The 25,431-nt window shown below is 52.5% G+C and carries 24 protein-coding genes; 11 read left to right on the top strand and 13 right to left on the bottom strand.

Translation table 11 applies throughout. From position 1 onward, the window contains the following. Positions 1-37: 37 nt before the first annotated feature. Together ACLJNW_RS06340 and ACLJNW_RS06345 are read right to left on the bottom strand one after the other, a co-directional pair. Positions 38-817 carry an AraC family transcriptional regulator gene (locus tag ACLJNW_RS06340; protein ID WP_000548080.1) on the bottom strand — a complete coding sequence of 260 codons (780 nt, stop codon included), beginning with the start codon at positions 815-817 and terminating at the stop codon, positions 38-40. A 25-nt stretch (positions 818-842) separates the two neighbouring features. Then, on the bottom strand, positions 843-1,391 hold the full coding sequence (locus ACLJNW_RS06345) for a YbhB/YbcL family Raf kinase inhibitor-like protein (protein WP_000859416.1): 549 nt from the start codon (positions 1,389-1,391) through the stop codon (positions 843-845). A 214-nt stretch (positions 1,392-1,605) separates the two neighbouring features. Here ACLJNW_RS06345 and rlmI point away from each other — a divergent pair, with 214 nt between their 5' ends. Together rlmI and hspQ are read left to right on the top strand one after the other, a co-directional pair. Next, positions 1,606-2,817 carry a 23S rRNA (cytosine(1962)-C(5))-methyltransferase RlmI gene (rlmI, locus tag ACLJNW_RS06350; RefSeq protein ID WP_000140480.1) on the top strand — a complete coding sequence of 404 codons (1,212 nt, stop codon included), beginning with the start codon at positions 1,606-1,608 and terminating at the stop codon, positions 2,815-2,817. Positions 2,818-2,874: 57 nt separating this feature from the next. After that, positions 2,875-3,192 (top strand): heat shock protein HspQ, encoded by a 318-nt coding sequence (gene hspQ, locus ACLJNW_RS06355; RefSeq protein ID WP_000561983.1) that lies wholly within the window; start codon positions 2,875-2,877, stop codon positions 3,190-3,192. Positions 3,193-3,236: 44 nt separating this feature from the next. On the opposite strand, the gene ACLJNW_RS06360 is transcribed toward hspQ, so the two are convergent. Continuing rightward, positions 3,237-3,650, bottom strand: a complete 414-nt coding sequence (locus ACLJNW_RS06360; RefSeq protein WP_001537782.1) for a CoA-binding protein — start codon at positions 3,648-3,650, stop codon at positions 3,237-3,239. A gap of 173 nt (positions 3,651-3,823) precedes the next feature. Here ACLJNW_RS06360 and ACLJNW_RS06365 point away from each other — a divergent pair, with 173 nt between their 5' ends. Both ACLJNW_RS06365 and mgsA read left to right on the top strand, forming a co-directional pair. Continuing rightward, positions 3,824-4,486, top strand: a complete 663-nt coding sequence (locus ACLJNW_RS06365) for a DUF2057 family protein (protein ID WP_000847719.1) — start codon at positions 3,824-3,826, stop codon at positions 4,484-4,486. A 94-nt stretch (positions 4,487-4,580) separates the two neighbouring features. After that, complete coding sequence (mgsA, locus tag ACLJNW_RS06370) at positions 4,581-5,039, top strand: methylglyoxal synthase (RefSeq protein WP_000424187.1); 459 nt, start codon at positions 4,581-4,583, stop codon at positions 5,037-5,039. A gap of 35 nt (positions 5,040-5,074) precedes the next feature. Here the strand turns inward: mgsA and helD are convergent, their stop codons facing one another. Beyond that, positions 5,075-7,129 (bottom strand): DNA helicase IV, encoded by a 2,055-nt coding sequence (helD, locus tag ACLJNW_RS06375; protein ID WP_001748328.1) that lies wholly within the window; start codon positions 7,127-7,129, stop codon positions 5,075-5,077. 123 nt (positions 7,130-7,252) lie between these two features. On the opposite strand from helD, the gene ACLJNW_RS06380 reads away from it, so the two are divergent. Both ACLJNW_RS06380 and yccS read left to right on the top strand, forming a co-directional pair. Then, positions 7,253-7,699: a YccF domain-containing protein gene (locus tag ACLJNW_RS06380; protein ID WP_001261222.1), complete on the top strand. Its 447-nt coding sequence runs from the start codon at positions 7,253-7,255 to the stop codon at positions 7,697-7,699. Between the two features lie 18 nt (positions 7,700-7,717). After that, positions 7,718-9,871 (top strand): YccS family putative transporter, encoded by a 2,154-nt coding sequence (yccS, locus tag ACLJNW_RS06385; RefSeq protein ID WP_000950876.1) that lies wholly within the window; start codon positions 7,718-7,720, stop codon positions 9,869-9,871. Here the strand turns inward: yccS and ACLJNW_RS06390 are convergent. Beyond that, a complete protein-coding gene (locus ACLJNW_RS06390) occupies positions 9,858-10,463 on the bottom strand; it encodes a TfoX/Sxy family DNA transformation protein (RefSeq protein ID WP_001202375.1) in 606 nt (201 codons plus the stop codon). The two genes, yccS and ACLJNW_RS06390, sit on opposite strands and share 14 nt — an antisense overlap. A 216-nt stretch (positions 10,464-10,679) precedes the next feature. Between ACLJNW_RS06390 and sulA the strand changes: the two genes are divergently transcribed. Then, the gene (gene sulA, locus ACLJNW_RS06395; protein WP_000288732.1) at positions 10,680-11,189 is read left to right on the top strand and encodes an SOS-induced cell division inhibitor SulA; all 510 of its coding nucleotides are present in this window, start codon (positions 10,680-10,682) and stop codon (positions 11,187-11,189) included. A 356-nt stretch (positions 11,190-11,545) separates the two neighbouring features. Next, positions 11,546-12,598 carry a porin OmpA gene (ompA, locus tag ACLJNW_RS06400; RefSeq protein WP_001670727.1) on the top strand — a complete coding sequence of 351 codons (1,053 nt, stop codon included), beginning with the start codon at positions 11,546-11,548 and terminating at the stop codon, positions 12,596-12,598. Between the two features lie 71 nt (positions 12,599-12,669). Here ompA and matP read toward each other — a convergent pair whose 3' ends face one another. Further along, positions 12,670-13,122, bottom strand: coding sequence for a macrodomain Ter protein MatP (gene matP / locus ACLJNW_RS06405; RefSeq protein ID WP_000877172.1), 453 nt, complete (start codon positions 13,120-13,122; stop codon positions 12,670-12,672). A gap of 185 nt (positions 13,123-13,307) precedes the next feature. Between matP and ACLJNW_RS06410 the strand changes: the two genes are divergently transcribed. Together ACLJNW_RS06410 and fabA are read left to right on the top strand one after the other, a co-directional pair. Further along, the gene (locus ACLJNW_RS06410) at positions 13,308-15,068 is read left to right on the top strand and encodes a Lon protease family protein (protein WP_023204727.1); all 1,761 of its coding nucleotides are present in this window, start codon (positions 13,308-13,310) and stop codon (positions 15,066-15,068) included. Between the two features lie 68 nt (positions 15,069-15,136). Further along, complete coding sequence (gene fabA, locus ACLJNW_RS06415; RefSeq protein ID WP_000227928.1) at positions 15,137-15,655, top strand: bifunctional 3-hydroxydecanoyl-ACP dehydratase/trans-2-decenoyl-ACP isomerase; 519 nt, start codon at positions 15,137-15,139, stop codon at positions 15,653-15,655. A gap of 99 nt (positions 15,656-15,754) precedes the next feature. Here the strand turns inward: fabA and rmf are convergent, their stop codons facing one another. The 6 genes from rmf to rlmKL form a co-directional block, all read right to left on the bottom strand. Then, positions 15,755-15,922 carry a ribosome modulation factor gene (gene rmf, locus ACLJNW_RS06420; RefSeq protein ID WP_001537784.1) on the bottom strand — a complete coding sequence of 56 codons (168 nt, stop codon included), beginning with the start codon at positions 15,920-15,922 and terminating at the stop codon, positions 15,755-15,757. A gap of 255 nt (positions 15,923-16,177) precedes the next feature. Then, positions 16,178-16,741 carry a membrane integrity-associated transporter subunit PqiC gene (gene pqiC / locus ACLJNW_RS06425; protein ID WP_000759136.1) on the bottom strand — a complete coding sequence of 188 codons (564 nt, stop codon included), beginning with the start codon at positions 16,739-16,741 and terminating at the stop codon, positions 16,178-16,180. Continuing rightward, positions 16,738-18,378: an intermembrane transport protein PqiB gene (gene pqiB / locus ACLJNW_RS06430; RefSeq protein ID WP_000433414.1), complete on the bottom strand. Its 1,641-nt coding sequence runs from the start codon at positions 18,376-18,378 to the stop codon at positions 16,738-16,740. The genes pqiC and pqiB overlap by 4 nt, the downstream gene beginning before the upstream one ends. A gap of 4 nt (positions 18,379-18,382) precedes the next feature. Further along, the gene (pqiA, locus tag ACLJNW_RS06435; protein ID WP_000333152.1) at positions 18,383-19,636 is read right to left on the bottom strand and encodes a membrane integrity-associated transporter subunit PqiA; all 1,254 of its coding nucleotides are present in this window, start codon (positions 19,634-19,636) and stop codon (positions 18,383-18,385) included. A gap of 14 nt (positions 19,637-19,650) precedes the next feature. Next, entirely contained in the window at positions 19,651-21,558 is a 1,908-nt protein-coding gene (locus ACLJNW_RS06440) for an ABC transporter ATP-binding protein (RefSeq protein ID WP_024154818.1), read from the bottom strand. A gap of 12 nt (positions 21,559-21,570) precedes the next feature. Continuing rightward, positions 21,571-23,679 (bottom strand): bifunctional 23S rRNA (guanine(2069)-N(7))-methyltransferase RlmK/23S rRNA (guanine(2445)-N(2))-methyltransferase RlmL, encoded by a 2,109-nt coding sequence (rlmKL, locus tag ACLJNW_RS06445; protein ID WP_001086485.1) that lies wholly within the window; start codon positions 23,677-23,679, stop codon positions 21,571-21,573. Between the two features lie 98 nt (positions 23,680-23,777). Between rlmKL and ACLJNW_RS06450 the strand changes: the two genes are divergently transcribed. Next, positions 23,778-24,887 carry a YcbX family protein gene (locus ACLJNW_RS06450; protein ID WP_000224072.1) on the top strand — a complete coding sequence of 370 codons (1,110 nt, stop codon included), beginning with the start codon at positions 23,778-23,780 and terminating at the stop codon, positions 24,885-24,887. Here the strand turns inward: ACLJNW_RS06450 and zapC are convergent. Beyond that, complete coding sequence (gene zapC / locus ACLJNW_RS06455; RefSeq protein ID WP_001220671.1) at positions 24,884-25,426, bottom strand: cell division protein ZapC; 543 nt, start codon at positions 25,424-25,426, stop codon at positions 24,884-24,886. The two genes, ACLJNW_RS06450 and zapC, sit on opposite strands and share 4 nt — an antisense overlap. Positions 25,427-25,431: the final 5 nt, after the last annotated feature.

Here is a 25,431-nt window from a genome sequence, read left to right on the forward strand (position 1 = left end):
TTTCATAATCAACGGTGAAGACGCATACAGGACATACTTAACGTACCTGACTAGGCAGACACCCATAATGTTGGCGGAATCTGGCCGTAAATCGCGACCCCGACAGGTAGCCGCACCGTAGCGCTATTTCGCCGATCGGCAGCGTCGTCGATTGCAGTTGAGAAAGCGCGCAGGACATGCGTACCTCTTCAATAATTTGCCGATAACTCTGCGATTCGCGCTGCAAACGCCGACGCAGCGTCGATGTTCCCATAGCAAGACGGCGGGCTATCTCCTGGGCTGTCCATAGCTTAGCAGGTGAGAGCATAATCAGTTGCCGCACCTGCTCCGTGAGGGTGTAACGCCGTTCAATAAGCAGCGGTCCCGCCGCGCCATCATGCAAAAGCGCTAACAGTAACCCCATCGCCTGATGTTCCTGTAGCCCGACAGGTAAGCCCTGGCGCACAGCATCCAACACGTTCTCCCACATAAATGTCAGGCTACGGCTCATCGGGGTACACAGCGATGTCAGGTTTGCCGGTGGATAATCCTGAACGTACATCGTTTTAAAGCGAGCAATAATCTCCGGTGAAAGTAACAACAGGTCGGAGCGAAAACCGTTCTGCGCAGGCTGATTAATAATCTCCAGCGGCGTGTTCGCCGGAATAATAATCAACTCGCCCGGCCCGGCGACAAGGCGGCTATCATCCTGAATGATGACTTTACTGCCCTGCGTAATATGGCAGATAGCGGCGGAAAAAAGCGTAACACGATGCAAACGGTGCAGATGACTGGAACGCACCTCTGCCGTCGTAAGATCCTGATGTCGAATATGCATCTCCTGCACCGTGCCGTCCTCTGTTTTATCTTCCGTATGTGGCCGTGAATTTTGCTTTCGCAATCACATGCGCGTTAAGCATAAACCCTACCAACGCGCCACTCGACTCACTGTCGAGCGGCAGTGTTGCCGTATTCAGCGCCCACACAGTAAACTGATAGCGATGAGGCTTATCGCCCGGCGGCGGACAGGCGCCGCCAAAACCAGCATAACCGAAATCATTCCGTCCCTGCACCACTCCAGCGGGTAACGTTTTTTTATCAGCCCCCGTCGGCAGGTCGTGAATCTGCGCAGGAATATTCACCATCGTCCAGTGCCACCAGCCGCTTCCGGTGGGCGCATCAGGATCGAAGACGGTAATAGCGTAGCTTTTGGTTCCGGCAGGCGGATTGCGCCAGCTCAGCTGCGGCGAAATATTTTCTCCGCTACAACCAAATCCTTTAAAGACGTGCTGTTGCGTTAAACGAAAATCCGCCGGAATATCCGCGCTACTGAGGCTAAACGCCGACGCGGCAGATACGCCGCCACTCAATGCCATCATTGCGGCTGCGGTCAAAGAGAAGACTGTTTTCATTGTATTTCCTTCTTCATGTAAAGAAATAACACTATAAAAAGCGTCCGCTGAAGAAACTGTGCCTTTACGATTCTATTTTGTGCAGAAACGCTCACCACCATACGCTGGTGATTGCCCCTCTCATCTGTGCTACCCTACGCGCCATTTCGTTTTCACGGTCCCAGGCTGGAACTATCATCCGGCCCGCGTCACTGTTTGTGAGAGGTTACTCCGCATGACTGAATCTACATTTCCGCAATATCCCCGTTTAGTCCTCAGCAAAGGGCGAGAAAAATCTTTACTCCGCCGCCACCCATGGGTCTTTTCCGGCGCCGTATCCCGTCTGGAAGGCAAAGCCAACCTCGGTGAAACTATCGATATCGTCGACCATCAGGGAAAGTGGTTAGCACGCGGCGCCTGGTCACCAGCCTCCCAGATCCGCGCGCGCGTCTGGACATTTGATAAAGCAGAATCCATTGATATTGCGTTTTTCACCCGCCGCCTGCGCCAGGCGCAGCAGTGGCGCGACTGGCTGGCGAAAAAAGACGGCCTGGATAGCTATCGTCTGATCGCCGGTGAGTCCGATGGCCTGCCTGGCGTCACTATCGATCGTTTTGGTCATTTTTTGGTGCTGCAACTGCTCAGCGCCGGGGCCGAATATCAACGCGCCGCATTAATTAGTGCGCTGCAAACATGCTATCCGGATTGCGCTATTTACGATCGCAGCGACGTCGCCGTGCGGAAAAAAGAAGGGATGGCGCTGACGCAAGGTCCGGTCACTGGCGAACTGCCGCCTGCGCTTTTGCCAATTGAAGAACACGGTATGAAATTGCTGGTCGATATCCAGGGCGGCCACAAAACCGGTTATTATCTTGATCAGCGCGACAGTCGTCTGGCGACGCGCCGCTACGTGGAAAATCAGCGGGTACTGAACTGCTTCTCTTATACCGGCGGTTTTGCCGTGTCGGCGTTAATGGGCGGTTGTCGCCAGGTTGTCAGCGTGGATACCTCACAGGATGCGCTGGATATCGCCAGGCAAAACGTTGAACTGAACCAACTGGACTTGAGCAAAGCCGAATTCGTGCGCGACGACGTGTTTAAGTTGCTGCGCGCTTACCGTGAACACGGCGAAAAATTCGACGTCATCATCATGGACCCGCCCAAATTCGTTGAAAATAAAAGCCAGTTAATGGGCGCCTGCCGGGGCTATAAAGACATTAACATGTTAGCGATTCAACTGCTCAATCCGGGCGGCATACTGCTGACATTCTCTTGCTCCGGACTGATGACCAGCGATTTATTTCAGAAAATCATTGCCGATGCCGCAATAGATGCCGGTCGTGATGTACAATTTATAGAGCAGTTCCGTCAGGCCGCCGATCACCCGGTGATCGCCACCTACCCGGAAGGGCTGTATCTGAAAGGGTTTGCCTGTCGCGTCATGTAACTTGAAAAGTGGAATAGTATCCTCATATAAAGGGTATCTATTTCCCGGGAGGTGACTATGATAGCCAGCAAATTCGGTATCGGCCAACAGGTCCGCCATTCCCTGTTAGGTTACCTCGGAGTGGTCGTCGATATCGACCCGGAATATTCGCTTGATGAGCCGTCGCCTGATGAACTGGCGGTTAACGACGAACTTCGCGCCGCTCCGTGGTACCACGTGGTAATGGAAGATGATGATGGTCAGCCAGTGCATACTTATCTGGCCGAGGCCCAGTTGCGAAGCGAAATGCGGGACGAGCATCCAGAACAGCCATCGATGGATGAACTGGCGCGTACCATTCGCAAGCAGCTTCAGGCGCCGCGACTACGTAACTGATTGTATTTAAAAGGCCGGAAAGCGATATCCGGCCATTTAAACTTTTATTTCGCCAGCCCCAGGCGAGGGATCTCAATCGCCGGGCAGCGATCCATCACCACGGTCATGCCTGCATCCCGCGCCAGCACCGCCGCCTGTTCGTTGATCACGCCAAGCTGTAGCCATAGCGTTTTTGCGCCGATGGCGATAGCTTCCTGCGCGACGCCCCATGCAGCTTCAGAGTTGCGAAAAACATCCACCATATCGACTTTTTCGGGAATGTCCGCCAGCGTGGCATACCCCTGTTGCCCCAGCAATGTCTTACCCGCGACTTTTGGCGCAACCGGAATCACATGGTAGCCCTGTTCAAGCAGGTATTTCATTACCCGATAACTTGGACGATCGGGTTTATCGCTCGCACCTACCAGCGCGATAGTGCGAGTGGACGTCAAAACATCAGCAATATCGGTCTCTTTCATCATCTTTCTCCTGGCTGTTTTGCAAAGTGTACGACAAACCTGACATAGCAACCATTCATCCCATACCGATGTATGAGAGCAAAACGCCAAAATATGTCTATATGTTAGTAAACATGATCTAAGAAAAATTTCGATACATTATTAGCCAGACGGCCTTTGGACAGGAGAACCTTATGAAAACCGGCGCGCTAGCCACCTTCCTTGCTCTCTGTTTGCCGGTGACTGTTTTTGCCACAACGCTCCGTTTGTCTAATGAGGTTGATCTGCTGGTGCTGGACGGCAAAAAGGTGTCCAGCTCTTTATTACGCGGCGCAGAGAGCATTGAACTGGAAAACGGGCCGCATCAACTCGTTTTCCGGGTGGAAAAAACCATCCGCCTGCCCGGTAATGAAGAGCGGCTTTATATTTCTCCGCCGCTGGTGATAAGTTTCGATACCCAACTGATAAGTCAGGTCAATTTCCAGCTCCCGCGGCTGGAAAACGAGCGCGAAGCCTCGCATTTTAACGCGGCGCCGCGTCTGGCGCTTTTGGACGGCGACGCCATGCCCATTCCGGTAAAACTCGATATTCTGGCCATTACTTCTACGGCTAAAGTGGTCGATTATGAAATAGAGACCGAGCGTTATAATAAATCGGCGAAACGCGCCTCGCTTCCTCAGTTCGCCACGATGATGGCAGACGACAGCACATTACTTTCCGACGTCTCAGAGCTTGATACCGTACCGCCGCAATCACAAACTCTGACAGAACAGCGGCTGAAATATTGGTTCCGACTGGCCGACCCGCAGACACGCCATCATTTTCTGCAATGGGCGGAAAAACAGCCGCCCTCTTGATATGAGTTGTCCCAGCGCGCAATTTTTTTCTCTTTCTCTTGCAGCATCAAGCGCTTCCAGTAATCTGTAGACAGGTTAACTACGGAATCGAATTATGGAACTGACGACTCGCACCTTGCCGACGCGCAAACATATCGCGTTGGTTGCTCACGACCACTGCAAACAGATGTTAATGAACTGGGTGGAACGCCATCAGCCGTTGCTGGAAAAACACGTTCTTTATGCAACCGGCACCACGGGGAATCTGATCCAGCGCGCAACCGGTATGGACGTTAATGCGATGCTGAGCGGCCCGATGGGCGGCGACCAGCAGGTTGGCGCACTCATTTCAGAAGGGAAAATCGACGTGTTGATTTTCTTCTGGGACCCGCTTAACGCGGTACCGCACGACCCCGATGTCAAAGCGCTACTGCGTCTGGCCACCGTATGGAATATCCCTGTCGCCACTAACGTCTCAACGGCGGACTTTATCATCCAGTCCCCGCATTTTAATGACGCTGTAGATATTCTTATTCCGGATTATGCGCGTTATCTGGCCGAGCGCTTGAAATAAACGCTACGCGGGCGGGATGCTGTACCGCCCGCGCTTTAGGGCTTCCTCGCCACCGGCACATCCAGCTGTTTAAGCGCCTCCACAAAGCGCGAGGGATTATCTTTATTAAAAAGCAGCCAGACCCGCGCACGCGCGCGCGTCAACGCCACATATAACAAACGCCGCTCTTCAGCGTCCGGAAAATCCTCAACCTGAGGAAGAAGCGCACTTTCCATAATGGATTCTCGCGCCGGGGCGGGGAAACCGTCGTTACCCTCCTGCAATCCGACAAGAATCACGTAATCGGCCTGTTGGCCTTTGCTGGCATGGATAGTCATGAAGTCTATCTGTAACTTCGGCCAGCGAGTCGCCGCTTTTTGTAGACTCGCGGGTTTCAGATGGTGATAGCGCGCCAGCACCAGGATACGTTCATCCTCCTTCGCATAGCCGGATAATTTATCCAGTAACGCGTCCAACTGGCTTTCATCCAATAACGTCACCGCTTTTTTATCGCCTGAGGTCAGACTATTTAACGGTTTTTTAAGCTGGTGCGGATTCTGCTGTATAAAGCGATTGGCAATATCGCCAATCCGACTGTTAAAACGGTACGTGGTGTCCAGGTGGCAATGCTCGCCCTCGCCGAACGTCTGATGAAACGCCGTCGTTAAGGAGAGCTGCGCCCCGCTAAAACGGTAAATCGCCTGCCAGTCATCGCCAACGGCAAACAGCGTAGTCTGGCTATTCTGCTTGCGTAGCGCCTCTAACAGCGCCGCCCGTTGCGGGGAAATATCCTGAAATTCATCGACCAGAATATGCTTCCACGGGCTAATAAAACGCCCTTTTTCGAGGATCACCATTGCCTGATGGATCAGCCCGGAGAAATCAACGGCATTTTCCGCTTTCAATGCGCTTTTCCAGGCCTTCAGCAGCGGCGCCATCAACTTAATGCGTTTGCCAAACAGCTCGCGGCACTCCTCTGGCGCGCCAGCGATCATTTCTGCCTGCGCGCCGCCGTGCATACGCATCAAACTGACCCAACGATCCAGGCGAGGGGCCAGACGCCGCTGCAATGTCTCATCGTCCCAGAAATTACCTTCCGGCACCGCCCACTGCATCTCCTCTTCCAGCCACTGACGCCAGCCTTTGGCCTGCGCTTTTTTCTCGCTACACTGCTGACGCCAGGTGCGCAGAAATAGCTGATGCCGCGCGGTGGCGTCACTTTCCAGCTTACTGACAACCGGCGCTTTTTTACTACCTTGCTGAATAATATACAGCGCCAGCGAATGGAACGTACGGGCAGTAATCTCTTCCGTATGTAAGCGCTCGCGGATACGCTCATCCATCTCTTCTGCCGCCTTGCGACCAAACGCCAGTAAAAGAATTTGCCCCGCATCGGCTTGTCCACGCGCCAACAGCCAACCCGCGCGCGCCACCAGCACCGAGGTCTTACCGCTTCCCGCGCCCGCCAGTACCAGTAACGATGATTCGCCGTTAACCACCGCCCTGGCCTGGGAAGGATTAAGCGGAGAGGATTCTATCTGCGTAAAAAAGTCGGCATGCGCTTCCAGCATGGCATCGGCATACGCCTGATTATGCTGCTGCCGACTTCCCTCGCTATCCTGTAACCATGCCAGACACTTACGCCATATCTCGCGACAGTGAGCAAACTCCTCCAGACGTGAGACCGGCAGCGGTAAGGCGGCAAACGTCTGGCGAATTTCGTGTTCCAGCCCCCGAACGCGTTCACGGGTAAGCCATTGGTTTTCGCCCGTTCGCTCACTAATACGCGCCCATTGCTCCTGTAATGCCTGCGCGGCGACATCACTCATCTCCTGGCTCCAGCGACGCCAGTGCGCGTCCAGATAGCGATGGAATTGCTGGGTTTCCGACCACTCGGTACCGTGCAAACGCACGACTTTATCCTCGGGGAGGACAAACTCCAGCTCGCCCCATACCAGCCCACGCTTACAGTGAATCGCCAATAACTGATTGAATGGAATAAGATATTCATGCCTGTCGCCAGACACTTTCACCCCAGCGTTGAGGATCACGGCACGATCATACGGGTGTTGCGCCAGACGTTTTCCAAGAGAAGTTGCTTTCAGTTCCATGACTCAGCGAATCCAGACGTAAAGATGTGCTTATCAGTGTAACCGCCAGAGAAAACGTGCTCCAGTCTAAAAAAACGTTACAATTGCCCGCAGTGATAGAAAACCGGAATGAACTGAGGGTTTATGCGTACCGTTCTGAATATTTTAAACTTTGTACTGGGCGGCTTTGCCACTACGCTGGCCTGGCTGCTGGCGACGCTTGTCAGTATTGTGCTTATTTTTACCCTGCCGTTGACCCGCTCCTGCTGGGAGATAACCAAACTGTCCCTGTTCCCTTACGGTAATGAAGCCATTCACGTTGACGAACTTAATCCGGCGGCGAAAAGCGTATTAATGAATACTGGCGGTACCTTGCTGAATATTTTCTGGTTACTTTTTTTCGGCTGGTGGCTATGCCTGATGCACATTGCCTCCGGTATCGCTCAGTGTGTCACTATCATCGGGATACCTGTCGGTATTGCGAACTTTAAAATTGCCGCGATTGCGCTTTGGCCTGTCGGTCGCCGCGTCGTCTCTGTAGAAACCGCTCGCGCCGCGCGAGAAGCTAACGCGCGCCGCCGTTTTGAATGATCGGGACAAATAGCCTTTATGTTAAGTCCGTTGATTCGCCGTTATACCTGGAACAGTACCTGGCTGTATTACATCCGCATTTTTATCGCTCTGTGCGGCACCACCGCCCTGCCCTGGTGGCTGGGCGACGTCAAACTGACCATCCCGCTCACGCTTGGTATGGTTGCCGCGGCGCTAACCGATCTCGACGATCGCCTTGCCGGACGCTTGCGTAATTTAATCATTACCTTAATTTGCTTTTTTATCGCGTCGGCTTCTGTGGAGCTGCTCTTTCCCTGGCCGTGGCTATTTGCGTTGGGCTTAACGTTATCCACCAGCGGGTTTATTTTGTTGGGAGGACTGGGGCAACGCTATGCCACCATCGCGTTCGGCGCGTTACTCATTGCCATCTATACGATGCTGGGTACCTCTTTATACGATCACTGGTATCAGCAACCACTGCTCCTGCTGGCAGGCGCAGTATGGTATAACCTACTGACGCTAACCGGGCATCTGCTATTTCCGATCCGTCCGTTGCAGGATAATCTGGCACGCAGTTACGAACAGTTAGCGCACTATCTGGAACTGAAATCACGTCTGTTTGATCCTGATATTGAAGATGAAAGCCAGGCGCCGCTCTATGATTTAGCGTTAGCGAACGGGCAGTTAATGGCGACGCTGAACCAAACGAAAGTGTCGTTATTGAGTCGCCTGCGCGGCGATCGCGGTCAACGCGGTACGCGCCGCACCCTCCATTACTATTTTGTGGCGCAGGATATTCATGAACGCGCCAGTTCTTCGCATATTCAATACCAGACGCTGCGCGATTATTTTCGCCATAGCGACGTCATGTTCCGCTTTCAGCGTCTGATGTCGATGCAGGCGCAGGCCTGTACGCAGCTGGCGCGCTGTATCTTACTGCGTACGCCGTACCAGCATGATCCGCGTTTTGAACGCGTCTTTACCCACATTGACGCCGCGCTTGAACGTATGCGCGCCAGCGGCGCTTCTTTAGAGCTGTTAAATACGCTTGGATTCTTATTAACCAACCTACGCGCCATTGATGCGCAATTGGCGACGATCGAGTCGGAGCAGGCCCAGGCAATGCCGCGCAATGAGTCAGAAAACCAGTTGGCTGATGATAGCCTGCACGGGTTTAGCGACATCTGGCTGCGTCTGAGCCGTAATTTTACCCCGGAGTCCGCTCTCTTTCGCCATGCGGTACGCATGTCGCTGGTATTGTGCATCGGTTATGCTCTCATCCAAATTACCGGGATGCGCCACGGGTACTGGATATTGCTCACCAGCCTGTTCGTTTGCCAGCCTAACTATAACGCGACCCGCCATCGCCTTGCGCTCCGGATTATCGGTACGTTGGTAGGCGTTGCGATCGGCCTGCCGATTTTATGGTTTGTCCCTTCGCTTGAAGGACAGTTAGTTCTGCTGGTGATTACCGGCGTGCTTTTCTTCGCATTCCGTAATGTGCAGTATGCCCATGCGACGATGTTCATCACCCTGCTGGTATTACTCTGCTTTAACCTCCTGGGCGAAGGCTTTGAGGTAGCGTTACCGCGCGTCGTCGACACGTTAATTGGCTGCGCTATCGCCTGGGCTGCGGTCAGCTTTATTTGGCCGGACTGGCGCTTTCGCAACCTTCCCCGGGTACTCCAGCGCGCCACCGATGCTAATTGCCGCTACCTTGACGCGATCCTTGAGCAATATCACCAGGGACGGGATAACCGCCTGGCCTATCGCATTGCCAGACGCGACGCGCACAACCGCGATGCAGAACTGGCATCCGTAGTTTCTAATATGTCGAGCGAACCCGACGTCACGGCCGAAACCCGGGAGGCGGCGTTCAGGCTGCTTTGCCTCAATCACACTTTTACCAGCTATATCTCCGCCCTCGGCGCGCACCGCGAAAAACTCAGCAATCCGGACGTGTTGGGGCTTCTGGATGACGCGGTCTGCTACGTTGATGATGCGCTTCATCATCAACCTGAAGACGAACAGCGCGTACACCAGGCGCTGGAGGGTTTAAAGCAGCGAGTTCAGTCACTGGAAACACGTCCGGACAGCAAAGAACCTCTGGTTGTTCAACAAATTGGTTTGCTCATTGCCTTACTGCCCGAGATTGGACGCTTGCAACGGCAAATTTCACCGCCGACTTCTACATTAATTACCCAGCCGTAAGCGAATGAGCCCAGTCGGCAAGCTCCTGGCGACGACTCGCCGGGAGCGCCGCTTCATGTACGCCGACAATTGCGCCTTCCAGGGCATACAAAACTTTCACCGTCAGCAAGGGATTGCTTTGTCGCAACCTTAGCCAGCACATTTTCGCGCCCAGTATGCGTAACATATTTTCGTCCTTTATCCCTGACTCATTGAGCAATGTTTCCAGATGGAAGGTCATATTGGGGAGATCTTTGAGTCTGTGCTGTAAAATACGGCTGTGTTTTTCCTTCATTGCCGCGTCAAGAGAATACTTCGATAAACGTACCAGCTGCTGCTGATCGCGCCACAGGCTTTCATCCACCCGGTAATAGTTGAGCATAACGGGACGTCCACATTTCATAAACATGAGCCAGGCGGGAGGATGCTTCACACAGTAGGGTACGCTTTCTTCACAGGCGCGGAGATAAAGCTCGCCATTAGCCACCATCGCAAAGACGGTATCCTCCACGGTCAGACTATAGCTACCGAATAAAGATCGATACTGGATCGTCCCCAAAGAGGCCAAATATTCTTGCGATTTATAGATCCTGTCATAAGAGAGTGCTCTCATAAAATTCCTTTTAAATCATAAAGTAAAAGAATGATTTGCAGTAACGGATCCGTTAATGACGAAAATAGGCAACTTATACTCCGCGAGCAAGATGATTTTTATTTTTGGCGCCACTAAGAATAAAAATTGCGAGACAGTTTCCGAAAATAGAGTTGATCTTTCATCGCCACAGGGGTACTGTATGAATATACAGTAACTCACAGGGCTGGATTGATTATGTACACTTCAGGTTATGCAAATCGTTCTTCGTCATTTCCTACCACTACCCACAACGCTGCGCGCACCGCTACGGAAAATGCCGCGGCAGGACTGGTCAGTGAAGTTGTCTACCACGAAGACCAGCCCATGATGGCGCAACTCCTGCTTTTGCCTTTACTCCGTCAGTTAGGCCAACAATCACGCTGGCAGCTCTGGCTCACGCCGCAGCAAAAGCTCAGCCGTGAATGGGTACAGTCTTCAGGTTTGCCATTAACGAAAGTGATGCAAATTAGCCAGCTTGCACCTCGTCATACGCTGGAGTCGATGATCCGCGCTTTGCGTACAGGAAATTACAGCGTGGTAATTGGTTGGATGACTGAAGAACTGACAGAAGAAGAACATGCCAGCCTGGTTGAAGCAGCGAAGGTAGGTAATGCGGTAGGGTTTATCATGCGCCCTGTACGTGCGCACGCTTTACCCAGGAGACAGCATTCCGGGCTAAAAATTCACTCTAATTTGTATCATTAAGTAAAATTAGGATTTATCCTGGACTTTTTTTTACGCGAACGTATCTCCTTTGAGTGCTAACGTTTTTTTTGCGAGAACGCTTGCCAGAAGCGGTTTCCGCAATTTTTGCTGTACGATTTATCATCTGAAACTGTTAAATGATGTGTATATCCGTCATGTTTTTTTCACATGTCTGACGGAGTTCACACTTGTAAGTTTCCAACTACGTTGTAGACTTTACATCGCCAGGGGTGCTCAGCATAAGCCGTAGATATCGGTAGAGTAACTATTGAGCAGATCCCCCGGTGAAGGATTTAACCGTGTTATCTCGTTGGAGATATTCATGGCGTATTTTGGATGATAACGAGGCGCAAAAAATGAAAAAGACAGCTATCGCGATTGCAGTGGCACTGGCTGGTTTCGCTACCGTAGCGCAGGCCGCTCCGAAAGATAACACCTGGTACGCTGGTGCTAAACTGGGCTGGTCTCAGTACCATGACACCGGCTTCATTAACAATGATGGCCCAACTCATGAAAACCAACTGGGCGCAGGTGCTTTTGGTGGTTACCAAGTTAACCCGTACGTTGGCTTTGAAATGGGCTACGACTGGTTAGGCCGTATGCCGTACAAAGGCGACAACATCAATGGCGCTTATAAAGCTCAGGGCGTTCAGTTGACCGCTAAACTGGGTTATCCAATCACTGACGATCTGGACGTTTATACCCGTCTGGGTGGTATGGTATGGCGTGCAGACACCAAGTCTAACGTCCCTGGCGGCCCGTCTACTAAAGACCACGACACCGGCGTTTCCCCGGTATTCGCGGGCGGTATCGAGTATGCTATCACCCCTGAAATCGCAACCCGTCTGGAATACCAGTGGACTAACAACATCGGTGATGCCAACACCATCGGCACCCGTCCGGACAACGGCCTGCTGAGCGTAGGTGTTTCCTACCGTTTCGGCCAGCAAGAAGCTGCTCCGGTAGTAGCTCCGGCACCGGCACCGGCTCCGGAAGTACAGACCAAGCACTTCACTCTGAAGTCTGACGTACTGTTCAACTTCAACAAATCTACCCTGAAGCCGGAAGGCCAGCAGGCTCTGGATCAGCTGTACAGCCAGCTGAGCAACCTGGATCCGAAAGACGGTTCCGTTGTCGTTCTGGGCTTCACTGACCGTATCGGTTCTGACGCTTACAACCAGGGTCTGTCCGAGAAACGTGCTCAGTCTGTTGTTGATTACCTGATCTCCAAAGGTATTCCGTCTGACAAAATCTCCGCACGTGGTATGGGCGAATCTAACCCGGTTACCGGCAACACCTGTGACAACGTGAAACCTCGCGCTGCCCTGATCGATTGCCTGGCTCCGGATCGTCGCGTAGAGATCGAAGTTAAAGGCGTTAAAGACGTGGTAACTCAGCCGCAGGCTTAAGTTTCCGTCTGATAAAAAACCCCGCGTCGCGGGGTTTTTTGCTCTGGTCTGGGTGACAACGCCTTTCAGCGTTACTTCTTGCCTAATAACGCCTGTAAATCCTGCTTTAACGTGGTCATTTGCGTGGCATATTTCTCTTTATGCTCCGCGTCTTCTATCAGTTGCACTATCGTTTCGGATAATGTTTTACCGCGTCGCTGCGCAAGGCCCGCCAGACGCTGCCAGACCATAAACTCTAAATCGATAGATTTTTTGCGCGTATGCTGATGTTCCGCATTGAAGTGTCGTTTGCGTCTTGCCCGAATGGTTTGTTTCATCCGATTAAGCAAGGCAGGATTCATATGCCTGTCTATCCAGACATTTACCCGCACCGGTTCATTTTCGAGGGCCAACAACAAATTGACGGCTTCCTGGGCAGCACTGGCTTCCACGTAGCGGGTGATCAGCTCCCCTTCGCGGTGCTTTTTCACCAGATATTTCCATTTCCAACCGCTTTCAAGATTTTCAAGTTGTTGATATTTCATTGTGATCCCAATGTTACCGTGTAACTGTTATCAGAATATCAGTTTTTTAGCCATCTGAAGAAAAGAATCTCGAACCTGTGAATGGTTACACGTCTTCATATTACTTTGCATTCGCTTTCCGCGTGTGCAGCGTGACGGGTTAGGCTATAATCCCCCCTTTTACAACAGACTAAAAAACCTCAACTTTGACCATTACGAAACTTGCATGGCGTGATCTGGTTCCGGATAGCGAAAGCTATCAGGAGATATTTGCACAGCCACACGCGACTGACGAAAACGACACCTTACTCAGTGATACTCAGCCACGACTGCAATTTGCGCTTGAGCAACTTATACAGCCGTGGGCATCATCCTCTTTTATGCTGACTAAAGCGCCTGAAGAGCAAGAGTATCTCACTTTACTTTCAGATGCCGTCCGCGCTCTGCAAACCGATGCCGGACAATTAACCGGCGGACATTATGACGTTTCCGGGCATACTGTTCATTACCGCGCCGCGCAGAATGCGCAAGACAACTTTGCCACCGTCACACAAGTCGTCAGCGCGGACTGGGTCGAAGCCGAACAGCTCTTTGGTTGCCTGCGGCAGTATAACGGCGACATTACCCTGCAGCCGGGACTGGTTCATCAGGCAAACGGCGGCGTGCTGATTATTTCCTTACGAACCCTTCTGGCGCAGCCGTTACTATGGATGCGTCTGAAAGCCATCGTTAGCCGCGAGCGTTTTGACTGGGTGGCCTTTGACGAGTCGCGTCCATTACCGGTCTCCGTGCCATCAATGCCGCTCAAACTGAAGGTGATTCTGGTTGGCGAACGTGAATCACTGGCTGATTTTCAGGAGATGGAACCGGAGCTCGCGGAACAGGCTATCTACAGTGAATTTGAAGACAATTTACAGATAGCGGACGCAGAAGCTATGACCCTGTGGTGTCAATGGGTGACGCGTATCGCTTTACGCGATAATTTGCCGCCCCCGGCACCGGACGCCTGGCCCGTTCTGATACGCGAGGCTGTGCGCTATACCGGCGAACAGGATACTCTGCCTCTTTGCCCACTGTGGATAGCCCGCCAGTTTAAGGAGGCGTCGCCTTTATGCGAAGGCGATACCTGCGGCGCAGAAGCGCTCAGCCTGATGCTTGCCCGACGCGAATGGCGAGAAGGCTTTCTGGCGGAGCGGATGCAGGATGAGATTCTGCAAGAGCAGATCCTGATTGAAACCGAAGGCGAACGTGTTGGACAAATCAATGCGCTTTCCGTCATTGAGTTTCCCGGACATCCGCGCGCCTTTGGCGAACCGTCGCGAATTAGCTGTGTTGTGCATATTGGCGATGGCGAATTTAACGATATTGAGCGCAAGGCCGAACTTGGCGGGAATATCCACGCTAAGGGAATGATGATTATGCAGGCCTTCCTGATGTCGGAGTTGCAGCTGGAGCAACAAATTCCCTTCTCTGCCTCGTTAACCTTTGAGCAGTCCTACAGCGAAGTGGATGGCGATAGCGCCTCAATGGCGGAATTATGTGCGCTCATCAGCGCGCTGGCCAATGTGCCAGTGAATCAAAACATTGCGATTACCGGCTCGGTCGATCAGTTTGGTCGCGCGCAACCGGTGGGTAGGCTAAACGAAAAAATTGAAGGTTTCTTCGCCATCTGCGAACAGCGGGAATTAAACGGTAAACAGGGCGTGATTATCCCTGCCGCCAATGTCCGCCATCTCAGTCTTAAATCTGAACTGCTGCAAGCGGTTAAAGAAGAGAAGTTCACTATCTGGGCGGTAGACGACGTGACCGACGCCTTACCGCTACTGTTAAATCTGGTGTGGGATGGCGAAGGTCAAACGACGTTGATGCAGACTATCCAGGAGCGTATCGCGCAGGCGACGCAACAGGAAGGCCGTCATCGTTTCCCGTGGCCATTACGTTGGCTGAACGCTTTTATTCCGAACTGATCGGACTTGTTCAGCGTACACGTGTTAGCTATCCTGCGTGCTTCAATAAAATAAGGTTTACATAAAACATGGTAGATAAACGCGAATCCTATACAAAAGAAGACCTTCTTGCCTCTGGTCGTGGTGAACTGTTTGGCGCTAAAGGGCCGCAACTCCCTGCGCCGAACATGCTGATGATGGACCGCGTCGTTAAGATGACCGAAACGGGCGGCAATTTCGACAAAGGCTATGTCGAAGCCGAGCTGGATATCAATCCGGATCTATGGTTCTTCGGATGCCACTTTATCGGCGATCCGGTGATGCCCGGTTGTCTGGGGCTGGATGCTATGTGGCAATTGGTGGGATTCTACCTGGGCTGGTTGGGCGGCGAAGGCAAAGGCCGCGCTCTGGGCGTGGGCGAAGTGAAATTTACCGGCCAGGTTCTGCCGACAGCCAGGAAAGTCACCTATCGTATTCATTTCAAACGTATCGTAAACCGTCGCCTGATCATGGGCCTAGCGGACGGTGAGGTTCTGGTGGATGGTCGTCTGATCTATACCGCACACGATTTGAAAGTCGGTTTGTTCCAGGATACTTCCGCGTTCTAAGTGTTGAATTGATATTCCGCGCTATCGGTATCATGCTTGCAAAGCCCATAAAGGCGAAACCTCCGCACTGCGGAGGTTTCTTTTTCTAAAGAGACAGAATCAGGCCATTACCGCCCTGTCCTCCATGGCTTGTCGCCAACCTCCCAACCAGTATGACCGTTGATTCAGCGTCTGATAGGGACACATTTCTTTTGATCGTCCGGCGATGCCGGCCTGATATCCACGTTGATGTGCCCGTTCCAGGCGATCTCGTTTTTGTCTCTTCATGCCTCGTTTCCCTCATATTTGTATCTGGTGGAAAAGAAAACAGTGATTACAAAATGTGCAATCACACTACACGAATACCTCTAAATGGATCGCCCGTCAATGCGCAAAATTCACACCAATGTCATATTTGTGAGCTATACGGTAAATCATTTGTACAAAAAATGTGAGCCATAACAACTATTTTTCCGGCGTCAAAAATAAAAAAACCGCCTCAGGCGCACGACCTGAAGCGGTTAAATTTACATTACTTTTATCTCAGGGAAGGCGCTTTATCTCATCTGCGATAGCGGCTGCTTCCTGACTCCATGCGCTTGCCAGTACTTTGACCATCTCATCATAGCCATCTTTCTGCTGACTGGCTTCAATATGGAAAGGCCGCTTAATCAGCTGTCCATTGTGGTTTAATAACCACTCCCCGCTGACGATAACCTTACCATCGTAGCGTCCATGGAATCCGGTTACGGTAACGTTTAACGTATCCTGGGTGGTTCCCAACGGCTGGGAAGCGACGACCCAGCCAGGAAGCCGGGCGCTAAGATTCGCCACCAGCGTGTTACGTAATTGCTGGTCCAGCGGGCTGGCCCACAGATTGTTATTGGCAATCACATACTGAACATCACTGGTTTGATACACCACGCCGTTACCTGCCAGATAGTCAGGTACGGAAACCTGCTCTACCCATAAGAGACGGTTGCCCTGGCTTGCGGTGCTTTGCACACCGCTTTGCGCTATCGGGAGCTGATAATAGCTTTTATTCTCTCCGCCGGAGCTACATGACGCCAGCCAGAACGCCATTATCACGACTAGCCATTTTTTCATTGTTTCGCCCTCTTAGGCTCAGGATCTTTTTTATCCTTCGCTTCAAATACCAGCGCGTTGCTCTTCTCGTTCAGAGTTTTCAACACCGGTTGTAACTCACGAAGCACCTGATCGAGACGCTGCATATCCGCCACCATTTTGTTATACGCCGCCGATCCAGGCTGGAAGCCTTGCATACTGCGGTTAAGTTCGCGTAACGTCGTTTGCATATCCGCCGGAAGCTGCTGCATCGACTGACTGGAGGTAATCTTGTTCATATTATCCAGCGTGGTTTGCAGCCGACGCATAGTACGCTGGCTTTCAGACAGCGTATTGGTCGCTTGTTCAATCATCGGATTCAGCGGCAGGTTGTTGATCTTATCCAACGTTTCCACCAGTCGCTGTTGAATTTGCGCCAGGCCGCTGCTGACGGTGGGAATAATTTCATAACCATCAAATTCGCGTAGCCCGGTAATCGGCGGCTCCTTAGGATAAAAGTCCAGATCGACATACAGCGCCCCGGTCACCAGGTTACCGGTTTTAAGCGAAGCGCGTAAACCGCGCTTAAGCAGTTCCGTCAAATGCGCGCCAACATCCGCATTTTCTCCCAGTTGCGCTTTCAGACGCTCCGGTTCAATGCGCACCAGCACAGGAATACGGTAATCATCGTTAAATACCTGGCGCATTTTAGACGCAAAGAAAGGCACTTTGCTTACCGTCCCCAGACGAATACCGCGGAACTCCAGCGGCGCGCCAGGTTGTAATCCGCGCACCGAATCTTTAAAGAACATCAGGTAATCGATATGATCGGTGTACAGCGAATCCTGAATACTTTTTTGATCGTCGTAGAGATTAAACGCCGTTTTTTCGGCGACGGGTTGCCCCTGCTCAAGTCCTTCCGGCACATCAAAACTCACGCCGCCGCCAAACAACGTCGTCAACGATCCCATTTCCACGCGCATTCCCGCCGATGTCAGATCCACAGCGATACCGCTATCTTTCCAGAATCGGACATTACTGGTGACCAACCGATCGTTTGGCGCCTTAATGAACAACTGATAACTCATTGTCCGTTTTTGCGGATCGAAAGAGCTGGTTTCAACGGATCCTACCCGATAGCCCCGGAACAGAACGGGATCGCCAGGACTGAGCTGACCGGCCTTTTTGCTGTCCAGAATCACACGAATACCTTTGGCATCGGGCGGCGCCAACGGCGGTGAGTCAAGAAGCTGATAGCTTTCCGGCTGGCTGCCCTTACTTCCTGGTTGTAGTTCAATATACGCGCCTGATAGCAGCGTCCCAAGCCCGCTGATGCCTTCACGCCCCACCTGCGGTTTTACGACCCAAAATACCGAGTCTTTATGCAGCAACTTTTCCATACCGGAATGAAGCCGCGCTTTGATTTGTACATGGGTCAGATCGTCAGTCAGCGTCGCGCTTTCAACCACGCCGACATCCACGCTGCGACTTTTGATCGTCGTTTTTCCGCCTTCAATGCCTTCCGCATTGGTGGTAATTAAGGTAACTTCCGGTCCCTGGTGGCTGTAGTGATAAAACAGAATCCAGGCTCCGATAAGCGCAGTAACAATCGGGAATATCCAGACAGGCGACCAATTTTTCACCTTTTGTACTTTGGCTTCCCCTTTTTTAGGTTCCATGCTATCAGGACTCCTCATGGCCTGGTTCGTACTCACGATCCCACGACAGACGCGGATCAAAGGTCATCGCAGAAAACATTGTCATTATGACGACTAAAGCAAACATCAACGCACCCATCGCAGGATAAATATTCATTAACCCTCCCATACGCACCAGCGCAGAGAGTACGGCAATGACAAAGACATCAATCATTGACCAGCGCCCCACAAACTCCACTACTTCATAAATAAAATGCATCCGTTCACTGTCGCGCTTACCGTGGCCTTTCGCATCCCAACAAAGCCAGGCAATGGCGATCATTTTTAGCGTCGGCACCATAATACTGGCGAGAAAGATAACCGCCGCCACCGGATAAGACCCCTCGCTCCACAGCAAAATCACGCCAGCCAGAATGGTCGACGGCATTTTCGAGCCCAGTAAGTCGGTAATCATAATCGGCAAAATATTGGCGGGCAGATAAAGCATGATCGAGGTAAATAATAACGCCAGCGTCCACTGCAAACTGTTTTTACGCCGGACATAGCCTTTCGTATGGCAACGCGGACAGACGAGACTCTCCGCAGGCAGGATCGCCGTACAGCAGGCGCAAGAACGCAAAGACTGCCGGATACCGGTAATCCCCGGCGTTAACGGCTGCGCCAGTGCAGGCTGCGGGGCGATATCATCCCACAACCAGCGGCGATCGACACACTGGAACGCCCGCAGTTGAACGAGACAAAATAAGCACCAGGGAATAAAGCTGCTGCCGATGCCGATATCGCCGTAAGCCATCAGCTTAACAAAACTGACCAACACCCCGGCGAGAAATATTTCTGCCATTCCCCACGATTTGAGGAGGAAAAAGATCCTTGCCAGCGTTTTTTTTACCGACAACGGCAGACTGGCGCGGTTGACAAGTAATAGAATAGTCACCAGGCAAAATGCCGGCACCAGTTGGACAAATAATAAAAAGAACGTGCCGAGGCTGGCGTAATCTTCAGAAAACATGACGCCGGGGATTTCCAGAAGCGTGACTTCGCTGGTGACGCCCGCGACATTCATATTCACGAAGGGAAAAAGGTTAGAAAGCAGCAACATAAATAGTGCCGCTAACGCATAGGCGGTAGGACGCTGCCGGGGCGCGTCCCACTCGGTCGTTAACGTTGCGCCGCATCGTGGACATGCTGCTTTTTGCCCATGCGAGAGGCGGGGTAAAGCCACCAGCATGTCGCATTGCGGGCACAATATGTGCTTCGCAGCATGGTGATGTTCACACATAGGCGCTCCTTTCGTTATGCCCCGTTTTTCAGGCCTTCAAGATACTCCCAACGTTCGAAGGCTTGCTCAAGTTCTTGCTCCGCCTGACTCAAATCGGCCAGAACTTTTTGCGTTTGCCCATGGGGTTGGCTAAAAAAGGCCGCATCCGCAACCTGCGCCTGTAGCGCTTCCAGCTTCGCTTCCAGGTCTTCAAGCTGACCGGGTAACTGCTCCAGCTCGCGCTGCAGTTTATAGCTTAGTTTGCTACTGCCACGTTTTACAATTTCTGCTTTAGGGGCAATAACTTCCTCATTTTTTTTCGCCATCGGCTGTTTCGTCGCCAGATGCTGCTCTTGCTGCGCACGCGCATCATGGTAGCCGCCGATATAACGTCCGATTTTGCCGCCGCCCTCGAAAATCCAGCATTCCGTCACGGTATTATCGACAAATTGCCGATCGTGGCTGACCAGTAGTACCGTGCCCTGATAGCCATCAATTAATTCTTCTAATAGTTCCAGCGTTTCGACGTCAAGATCGTTCGTTGGTTCATCGAGAATTAAAAGATTGCTCGGCTTGAGGAACAGTCGCGCCAGCAACAGACGGTTACGTTCGCCGCCGGAAAGCGCGCGGACGGGTGTCATCGCCCGTTTGGGGTGAAACAGGAAGTCCTGCAAATAGCCCAGTACATGGCGCGGCTTACCGTTTACCATCACCTCTTGCTTGCCTTCCGCCAGGTTATCCATCACGGTTTTTTCCGGATCCAGTTCGGCGCGATGCTGATCGAAGTAGGCGACTTCCAGCTTCGTTCCTACGTGGATGCGCCCGCTGTCAGCCTGAAGCTGTCCCAGCATCAGTTTCAGTAGCGTGGTTTTACCGCAGCCGTTCGGGCCAATTAACGCAATCTTGTCACCGCGCTGTACCTGAGCGGAGAAATCTTTTACCAGTTGTTTTCCTTCTACCTGGTAATCGACGTTTTCCATCTCAAAAACGATTTTACCGGAGCGCGTCGCCTCTTCGACCTGCATCTTCGCCGTGCCCATCACTTCCCGGCGCTCGCTGCGTTCACGACGCATCGCTTTTAACGCCCGCACGCGCCCTTCATTACGGGTGCGGCGCGCCTTGATCCCCTGGCGAATCCAGACTTCTTCCTGCGCCAGTTTGCGATCAAATTCCGCGTTTTGTAACTCTTCTACGCGCAGCGCTTCTTCTTTCTCCAGCAGGTATTGATCGTAATTTCCCGGATAGGTGACCAGTTTGCCACGATCGAGATCGACAATGCGGGTCGCCATATTGCGAATAAACGAACGATCGTGAGAGATAAAAATAATCGTTCCGTTAAAGGTTTTCAGAAACCCTTCCAGCCAGTCGATAGTTTCGATATCCAGATGGTTAGTCGGTTCATCCAGTAACAATACGCGCGGATTGCTGACCAGCGCCCGACCCAGCGCGGCTTTACGCAGCCAGCCGCCGGAGAGCGACGACAGCGCGGCGTTAGGATCGAGTCCAAGCTGCGCCAGCACTTCATTAATACGGTTTTCCAGCTGCCACAGATTATGATGATCGAGCTGTTCCTGTACGCGCGCCATTTCATTGAGGTTTTTCTCGCTGGGATCGGTCATCACCAGACGGGAAATCTCATGATAGCGCTTGAGGTATTCCGCTTGTTCTTCGATACCTTCGGCGACAAAGTCATAGACGCTGCCCGCAATATTACGGGGCGGATCCTGTTGCAGACGCGCGACGATCAGATCCTGCTCATAAATAATACGCCCATCGTCCAGACCCTGTTCGCGGTTGAGGATCTTCATCAAGGTGGATTTCCCGGCGCCGTTACGCCCCACCAGACAGACGCGTTCGTTATCTTCGATATGCAACTCTGCGTTATCGAGAAGCGGCGCGTCGCTGAACGACAGCCATGCGCCATGCATACTGATTAATGACATTTACTTTTCCTTTCAGGCGGCGCGGATCAGCCAGCAGTTATGAATCTGACGGTTACGGGCAAAATCCGGGGAGAGCGTTTTTTGCGTAATTTCTTGTGCGGTAAGCCCCAGTTCCGCCAGCCCTTCCAGATCCATACGGAATCCGCGCTTATTATTTGAGAACATGATGGTGCCGCCTTTACGCAGCAGGCGTTTTAAATCTTTCATTAACGCGACATGATCGCGCTGAACATCAAACGACTCTTCCATACGTTTTGAGTTAGAGAACGTCGGCGGATCGATAAAGATCAAATCGAACTGTTCATTCGCCTCGCGCAGCCAGCCCAGGCAGTCGGCCTGAATCAGGCGATGCGCGCGGCCGCTCAGTCCGTTCAGACGCAAATTACGTTCGGCCCACTCCAGATAGGTACGGGACATATCCACCGTTGTGGTGCTGCGCGCGCCGCCCAGACCCGCATGTACGCTGGCGCTGCCGGTATAAGAAAAAAGATTCAGGAAATCTTTGCCTTTGCTCATTTCTCCCAGCATTCTGCGGGCAATACGGTGATCGAGGAACAGACCGGTGTCGAGATAATCCGTCAGATTTACCCATAAGCGCGCATTATATTCGCTGACCTCAAGGAACTCGCCCTTCTCGCTCATTTTCTGATACTGGTTTTTTCCTTTTTGCCGTTCGCGGGTTTTTAACACCAGTTTATTCGGCGGAATACCGAGCACTGACAAGGTTGCCGCAATAATATCGAACAGACGTTGCCGCGCTTTTTGCGCATCCACCGTTTTCGGCGGCGCATATTCCTGAATCACCGCCCAGTCGCCGTAACGGTCTACCGCCACGTTATATTCCGGCAGGTCGGCATCATACAAGCGATAGCATTCAATCCCTTCCTGGCGCGCCCATTTCTCCAGCTTTTTAAGATTTTTACGCAGGCGATTAGCGTAATCTTCCGCCACCGTCGCCGGTTTACTGTCCGCCGTGGTTTCCGCAATATGATAGTTTTTCTGCACACAGTCCAGCGGGCCATTCTTGGCTTTAAACTGTTTGTCGGCACGTAATTGCAGGCTGCCCAGCAGATCGGGCGAAGCGCTGAACAGCGACAGGTTCCAGCCGCCAAACTGATTTTTCATGGTACGGCCCAGCAGGCTGTGCAACGCAATCAGCGCCGGTTCGCTGTCCAGACGTTCGCCGTAAGGCGGGTTACTGATCACCGTACCATACGGGCCTTTCGGCAATGGATTACTCAGTTGCGCCACATCTTTCACTTCAAAGGTGATAAGCTCGCCGATACCGGCGCGACGGGCGTTGCTGCGCGCCCGCTCAATGACGCGCGCATCGCTGTCGGAACCGTAGAAATGAGAGGAATACTCCGCCAGTCCCTTACGCGCCCGGGTCTGCGCTTCGGCTTTCACTTCCTGCCAGATAGTTTCGTCATGCTGCGCCCAGCCGCTAAATCCCCAGTGACCACGGTGCAGTCCCGGCGCGCGATCGGTCGCCCACATCGCGGCCTCAATCAACAGTGTCCCCGAACCACACATAGGGTCGAGCAGCGGCGTACCGGGTTGCCAGCCGGAACGCATAACAATCGCTGCCGCCAGCGTCTCTTTAATTGGCGCCAGCCCGGTGCGATCGCGATAACCGCGCAGGTGCAGGCCATCACCACTGAGATCCAGCGCAATGCTGGCAGTTTCTTTATTCAGCCAGACGTTAATACGGAGGTCCGGCGATTCGCGGTCCACATTTGGACGCGGAAGATTTTTCCGCGTAAACGCATCGACAATCGCGTCTTTAACTTTCATCGCGCCATACTGACTATTACGGATGGTGTCGTTCAGGCCACTGAAATGCACCGCAAACGTCGCGCCAGGATTAAAAATCTCTGTCCAGTTTATCGCCTGAACGCCGAGGTAAAGATCGAGATCGCTGTAGACCTTGCACTCACCCATCGGCAGGATAATACGCGAGGCCAGGCGGCTCCACATCAGGCTCTGGTAAATAAGCCGCGTGTCGCCCTGAAAATGGACCCCACCCTGAACAACCTGACACCCTACGGCGCCCAGTTTTTCCAGTTCAGTTTTTAACAGCTCTTCCAGCCCGCGGGCCGTACTGGCAAACAGAGAATTCATATTGTCACTTTTACGCTAAGAAAATTGTTGCGCATTATAGCTAATCTCACGCCCATGTCATAAAGTTGAAGGCTTATTTTCATTTGAGGGACTGTACGGTGGCGACGTTATCACGGCTCTTTATTCATCCGGTCAAATCCATGCGCGGCATTGGCCTGACTCATGCGCTGGCAGATATCAGCGGCCTGGCTTTTGATCGCATCTTCATGGTGACCGAGCCTGACGGCACATTTATTACCGCCCGCCAGTTTCCACAAATGGTACGTTTTACCCCCTCTCCCTTACACGACGGCCTCCATTTGACCGCGCCAGACGGCAGTAGCGCGCTGGTTCGCTTTACGGATTTCACCCCGCAGGATGCGCCGACCGAGGTCTGGGGAAACCATTTTACCGCTCGCGTCGCCCCGACGGCGATTAATCAATGGTTGAGCGGCTTTTTCTCCCGCGATGTCCAGTTGCGCTGGGTTGGGCCGCAGTTGACACGCCGGGTCAAACGACATAACGCGGTGCCGCTGGGATTTGCCGATGGCTACCCGTATTTATTGACCAACGAAGCCTCGCTGCGCGATCTGCAACAGCGTTGTCCGGCAGGCGTACAAATGGAACAATTTCGCCCAAACTTAGTGGTTTCCGGCGTAGCGGCCTGGGAGGAAGATAGCTGGAAAGTGCTTCGCATTGGCGATGTGATTTTTGACGTCGTGAAGCCCTGTAGCCGCTGTATTTTTACGACCGTCAGCCCTGAAAAGGGGCAAAAACATCCTTCCGGCGAACCGCTGGCGACACTGCAAGCTTTTCGTACCGCCCAGGACAATGGCGATGTGGATTTCGGTCAGAATTTGATTGCCCGCAATAGCGGCGTCATTCGCGTCGGCGATGAGGTGGAGATACTGGCGACAGCGCCGGCAAAAGCTTATGGCGCCACAACGCTCGACGACAGCGTTACGCCAGAGAAACATCCGGACGGGAGTGTAACCATCGACTGGCAGGGGCAAACCTTCTGCGGGAATAATCAACAGGTGCTACTGGAACAGTTGGAGAATCAGGGAATTCGTATTCCGTATTCTTGCCGGGCTGGTATCTGTGGTTGCTGCCGGATACGTTTGCTGGAAGGCGAAGTAAGTCCGCTGAAAAAATCGGCTATGGGTGACGATGGTACGATTCTGAGCTGTAGCTGCGTGCCTAAGACCGCGTTACGACTGGAGAATTAAACCGCTTGTTCAAGGCTGAAACTGTGACAGTGAACCTGCGGTTTCAGCCTGTCGTTCATAATTTTAATCGCATCGCCAAGCTGCATGGTTCGGCCTGCTATCACCACGCCCGGCTGGGCCAGCAGACACAACGCGGCATTTTCTCCCGGCTCAACGACCAGCAAATTAACCTGTTCCGCCGTATCGCTTAACCAGACGCTTGCGGCATCGCCCGTTCCTGGGGTCCACATTTCGCCATGCGCCACAAAATGCCAGCTTTTTGGCATCTGCGGTTTGAGATAGCGAATCGCCACCAGCGCATTCAACACCAGCTCCGCGCGTTGCTCTTTGGTTAATTCGAAATCCCGGCATTTTTCTTCAAAGGAAAAATAGAGCGCAGCGTCATCCACACAAAAACCGGTCGGGCAAAACGCGTCCGGCGTAAGCATTTTACGAGAGAAGCGCGAGCGAAAAAGCATACCATTGGCGAGATCGAGCATCATACGATCGTGCTCTTCATCATAATACCAGCGCCAGTTATCGTCAGGTTTAATTCGCATTACCT

Origin of the sequence: Salmonella sp. SAL4457, assembly GCF_046548235.1 — a bacterium.
GTDB lineage: Bacteria > Pseudomonadota > Gammaproteobacteria > Enterobacterales > Enterobacteriaceae > Salmonella > Salmonella enterica.

Bases quoted from the DNA above. Each gene is read 5' to 3' on its own strand.
- ACLJNW_RS06380 (WP_001261222.1), top strand. From the start codon at position 7,253: ATGCGTACCGTTCTGAATATTTTAAACTTTGTACTGGGCGGCTTTGCC.
- ACLJNW_RS06340 (WP_000548080.1), bottom strand. From the start codon at position 817: ATGCATATTCGACATCAGGATCTTACGACGGCAGAGGTGCGTTCCAGT.
- pqiB (WP_000433414.1), bottom strand. From the start codon at position 18,378: ATGGAACCTAAAAAAGGGGAAGCCAAAGTACAAAAGGTGAAAAATTGG.
- rlmI (WP_000140480.1), top strand. From the start codon at position 1,606: ATGACTGAATCTACATTTCCGCAATATCCCCGTTTAGTCCTCAGCAAA.
- ompA (WP_001670727.1), top strand. From the start codon at position 11,546: ATGAAAAAGACAGCTATCGCGATTGCAGTGGCACTGGCTGGTTTCGCT.
- ACLJNW_RS06345 (WP_000859416.1), bottom strand. From the start codon at position 1,391: ATGAAAACAGTCTTCTCTTTGACCGCAGCCGCAATGATGGCATTGAGT.
- helD (WP_001748328.1), bottom strand. From the start codon at position 7,129: ATGGAACTGAAAGCAACTTCTCTTGGAAAACGTCTGGCGCAACACCCG.
- matP (WP_000877172.1), bottom strand. From the start codon at position 13,122: ATGAAATATCAACAACTTGAAAATCTTGAAAGCGGTTGGAAATGGAAA.
- mgsA (WP_000424187.1), top strand. From the start codon at position 4,581: ATGGAACTGACGACTCGCACCTTGCCGACGCGCAAACATATCGCGTTG.
- fabA (WP_000227928.1), top strand. From the start codon at position 15,137: ATGGTAGATAAACGCGAATCCTATACAAAAGAAGACCTTCTTGCCTCT.
- yccS (WP_000950876.1), top strand. From the start codon at position 7,718: ATGTTAAGTCCGTTGATTCGCCGTTATACCTGGAACAGTACCTGGCTG.
- zapC (WP_001220671.1), bottom strand. From the start codon at position 25,426: ATGCGAATTAAACCTGACGATAACTGGCGCTGGTATTATGATGAAGAG.
- rlmKL (WP_001086485.1), bottom strand. From the start codon at position 23,679: ATGAATTCTCTGTTTGCCAGTACGGCCCGCGGGCTGGAAGAGCTGTTA.
- sulA (WP_000288732.1), top strand. From the start codon at position 10,680: ATGTACACTTCAGGTTATGCAAATCGTTCTTCGTCATTTCCTACCACT.
- ACLJNW_RS06360 (WP_001537782.1), bottom strand. From the start codon at position 3,650: ATGAAAGAGACCGATATTGCTGATGTTTTGACGTCCACTCGCACTATC.
- ACLJNW_RS06440 (WP_024154818.1), bottom strand. From the start codon at position 21,558: ATGTCATTAATCAGTATGCATGGCGCATGGCTGTCGTTCAGCGACGCG.
- hspQ (WP_000561983.1), top strand. From the start codon at position 2,875: ATGATAGCCAGCAAATTCGGTATCGGCCAACAGGTCCGCCATTCCCTG.
- pqiC (WP_000759136.1), bottom strand. From the start codon at position 16,741: ATGAAAAAATGGCTAGTCGTGATAATGGCGTTCTGGCTGGCGTCATGT.
- ACLJNW_RS06365 (WP_000847719.1), top strand. From the start codon at position 3,824: ATGAAAACCGGCGCGCTAGCCACCTTCCTTGCTCTCTGTTTGCCGGTG.
- ACLJNW_RS06390 (WP_001202375.1), bottom strand. From the start codon at position 10,463: ATGAGAGCACTCTCTTATGACAGGATCTATAAATCGCAAGAATATTTG.
- rmf (WP_001537784.1), bottom strand. From the start codon at position 15,922: ATGAAGAGACAAAAACGAGATCGCCTGGAACGGGCACATCAACGTGGA.
- pqiA (WP_000333152.1), bottom strand. From the start codon at position 19,636: ATGTGTGAACATCACCATGCTGCGAAGCACATATTGTGCCCGCAATGC.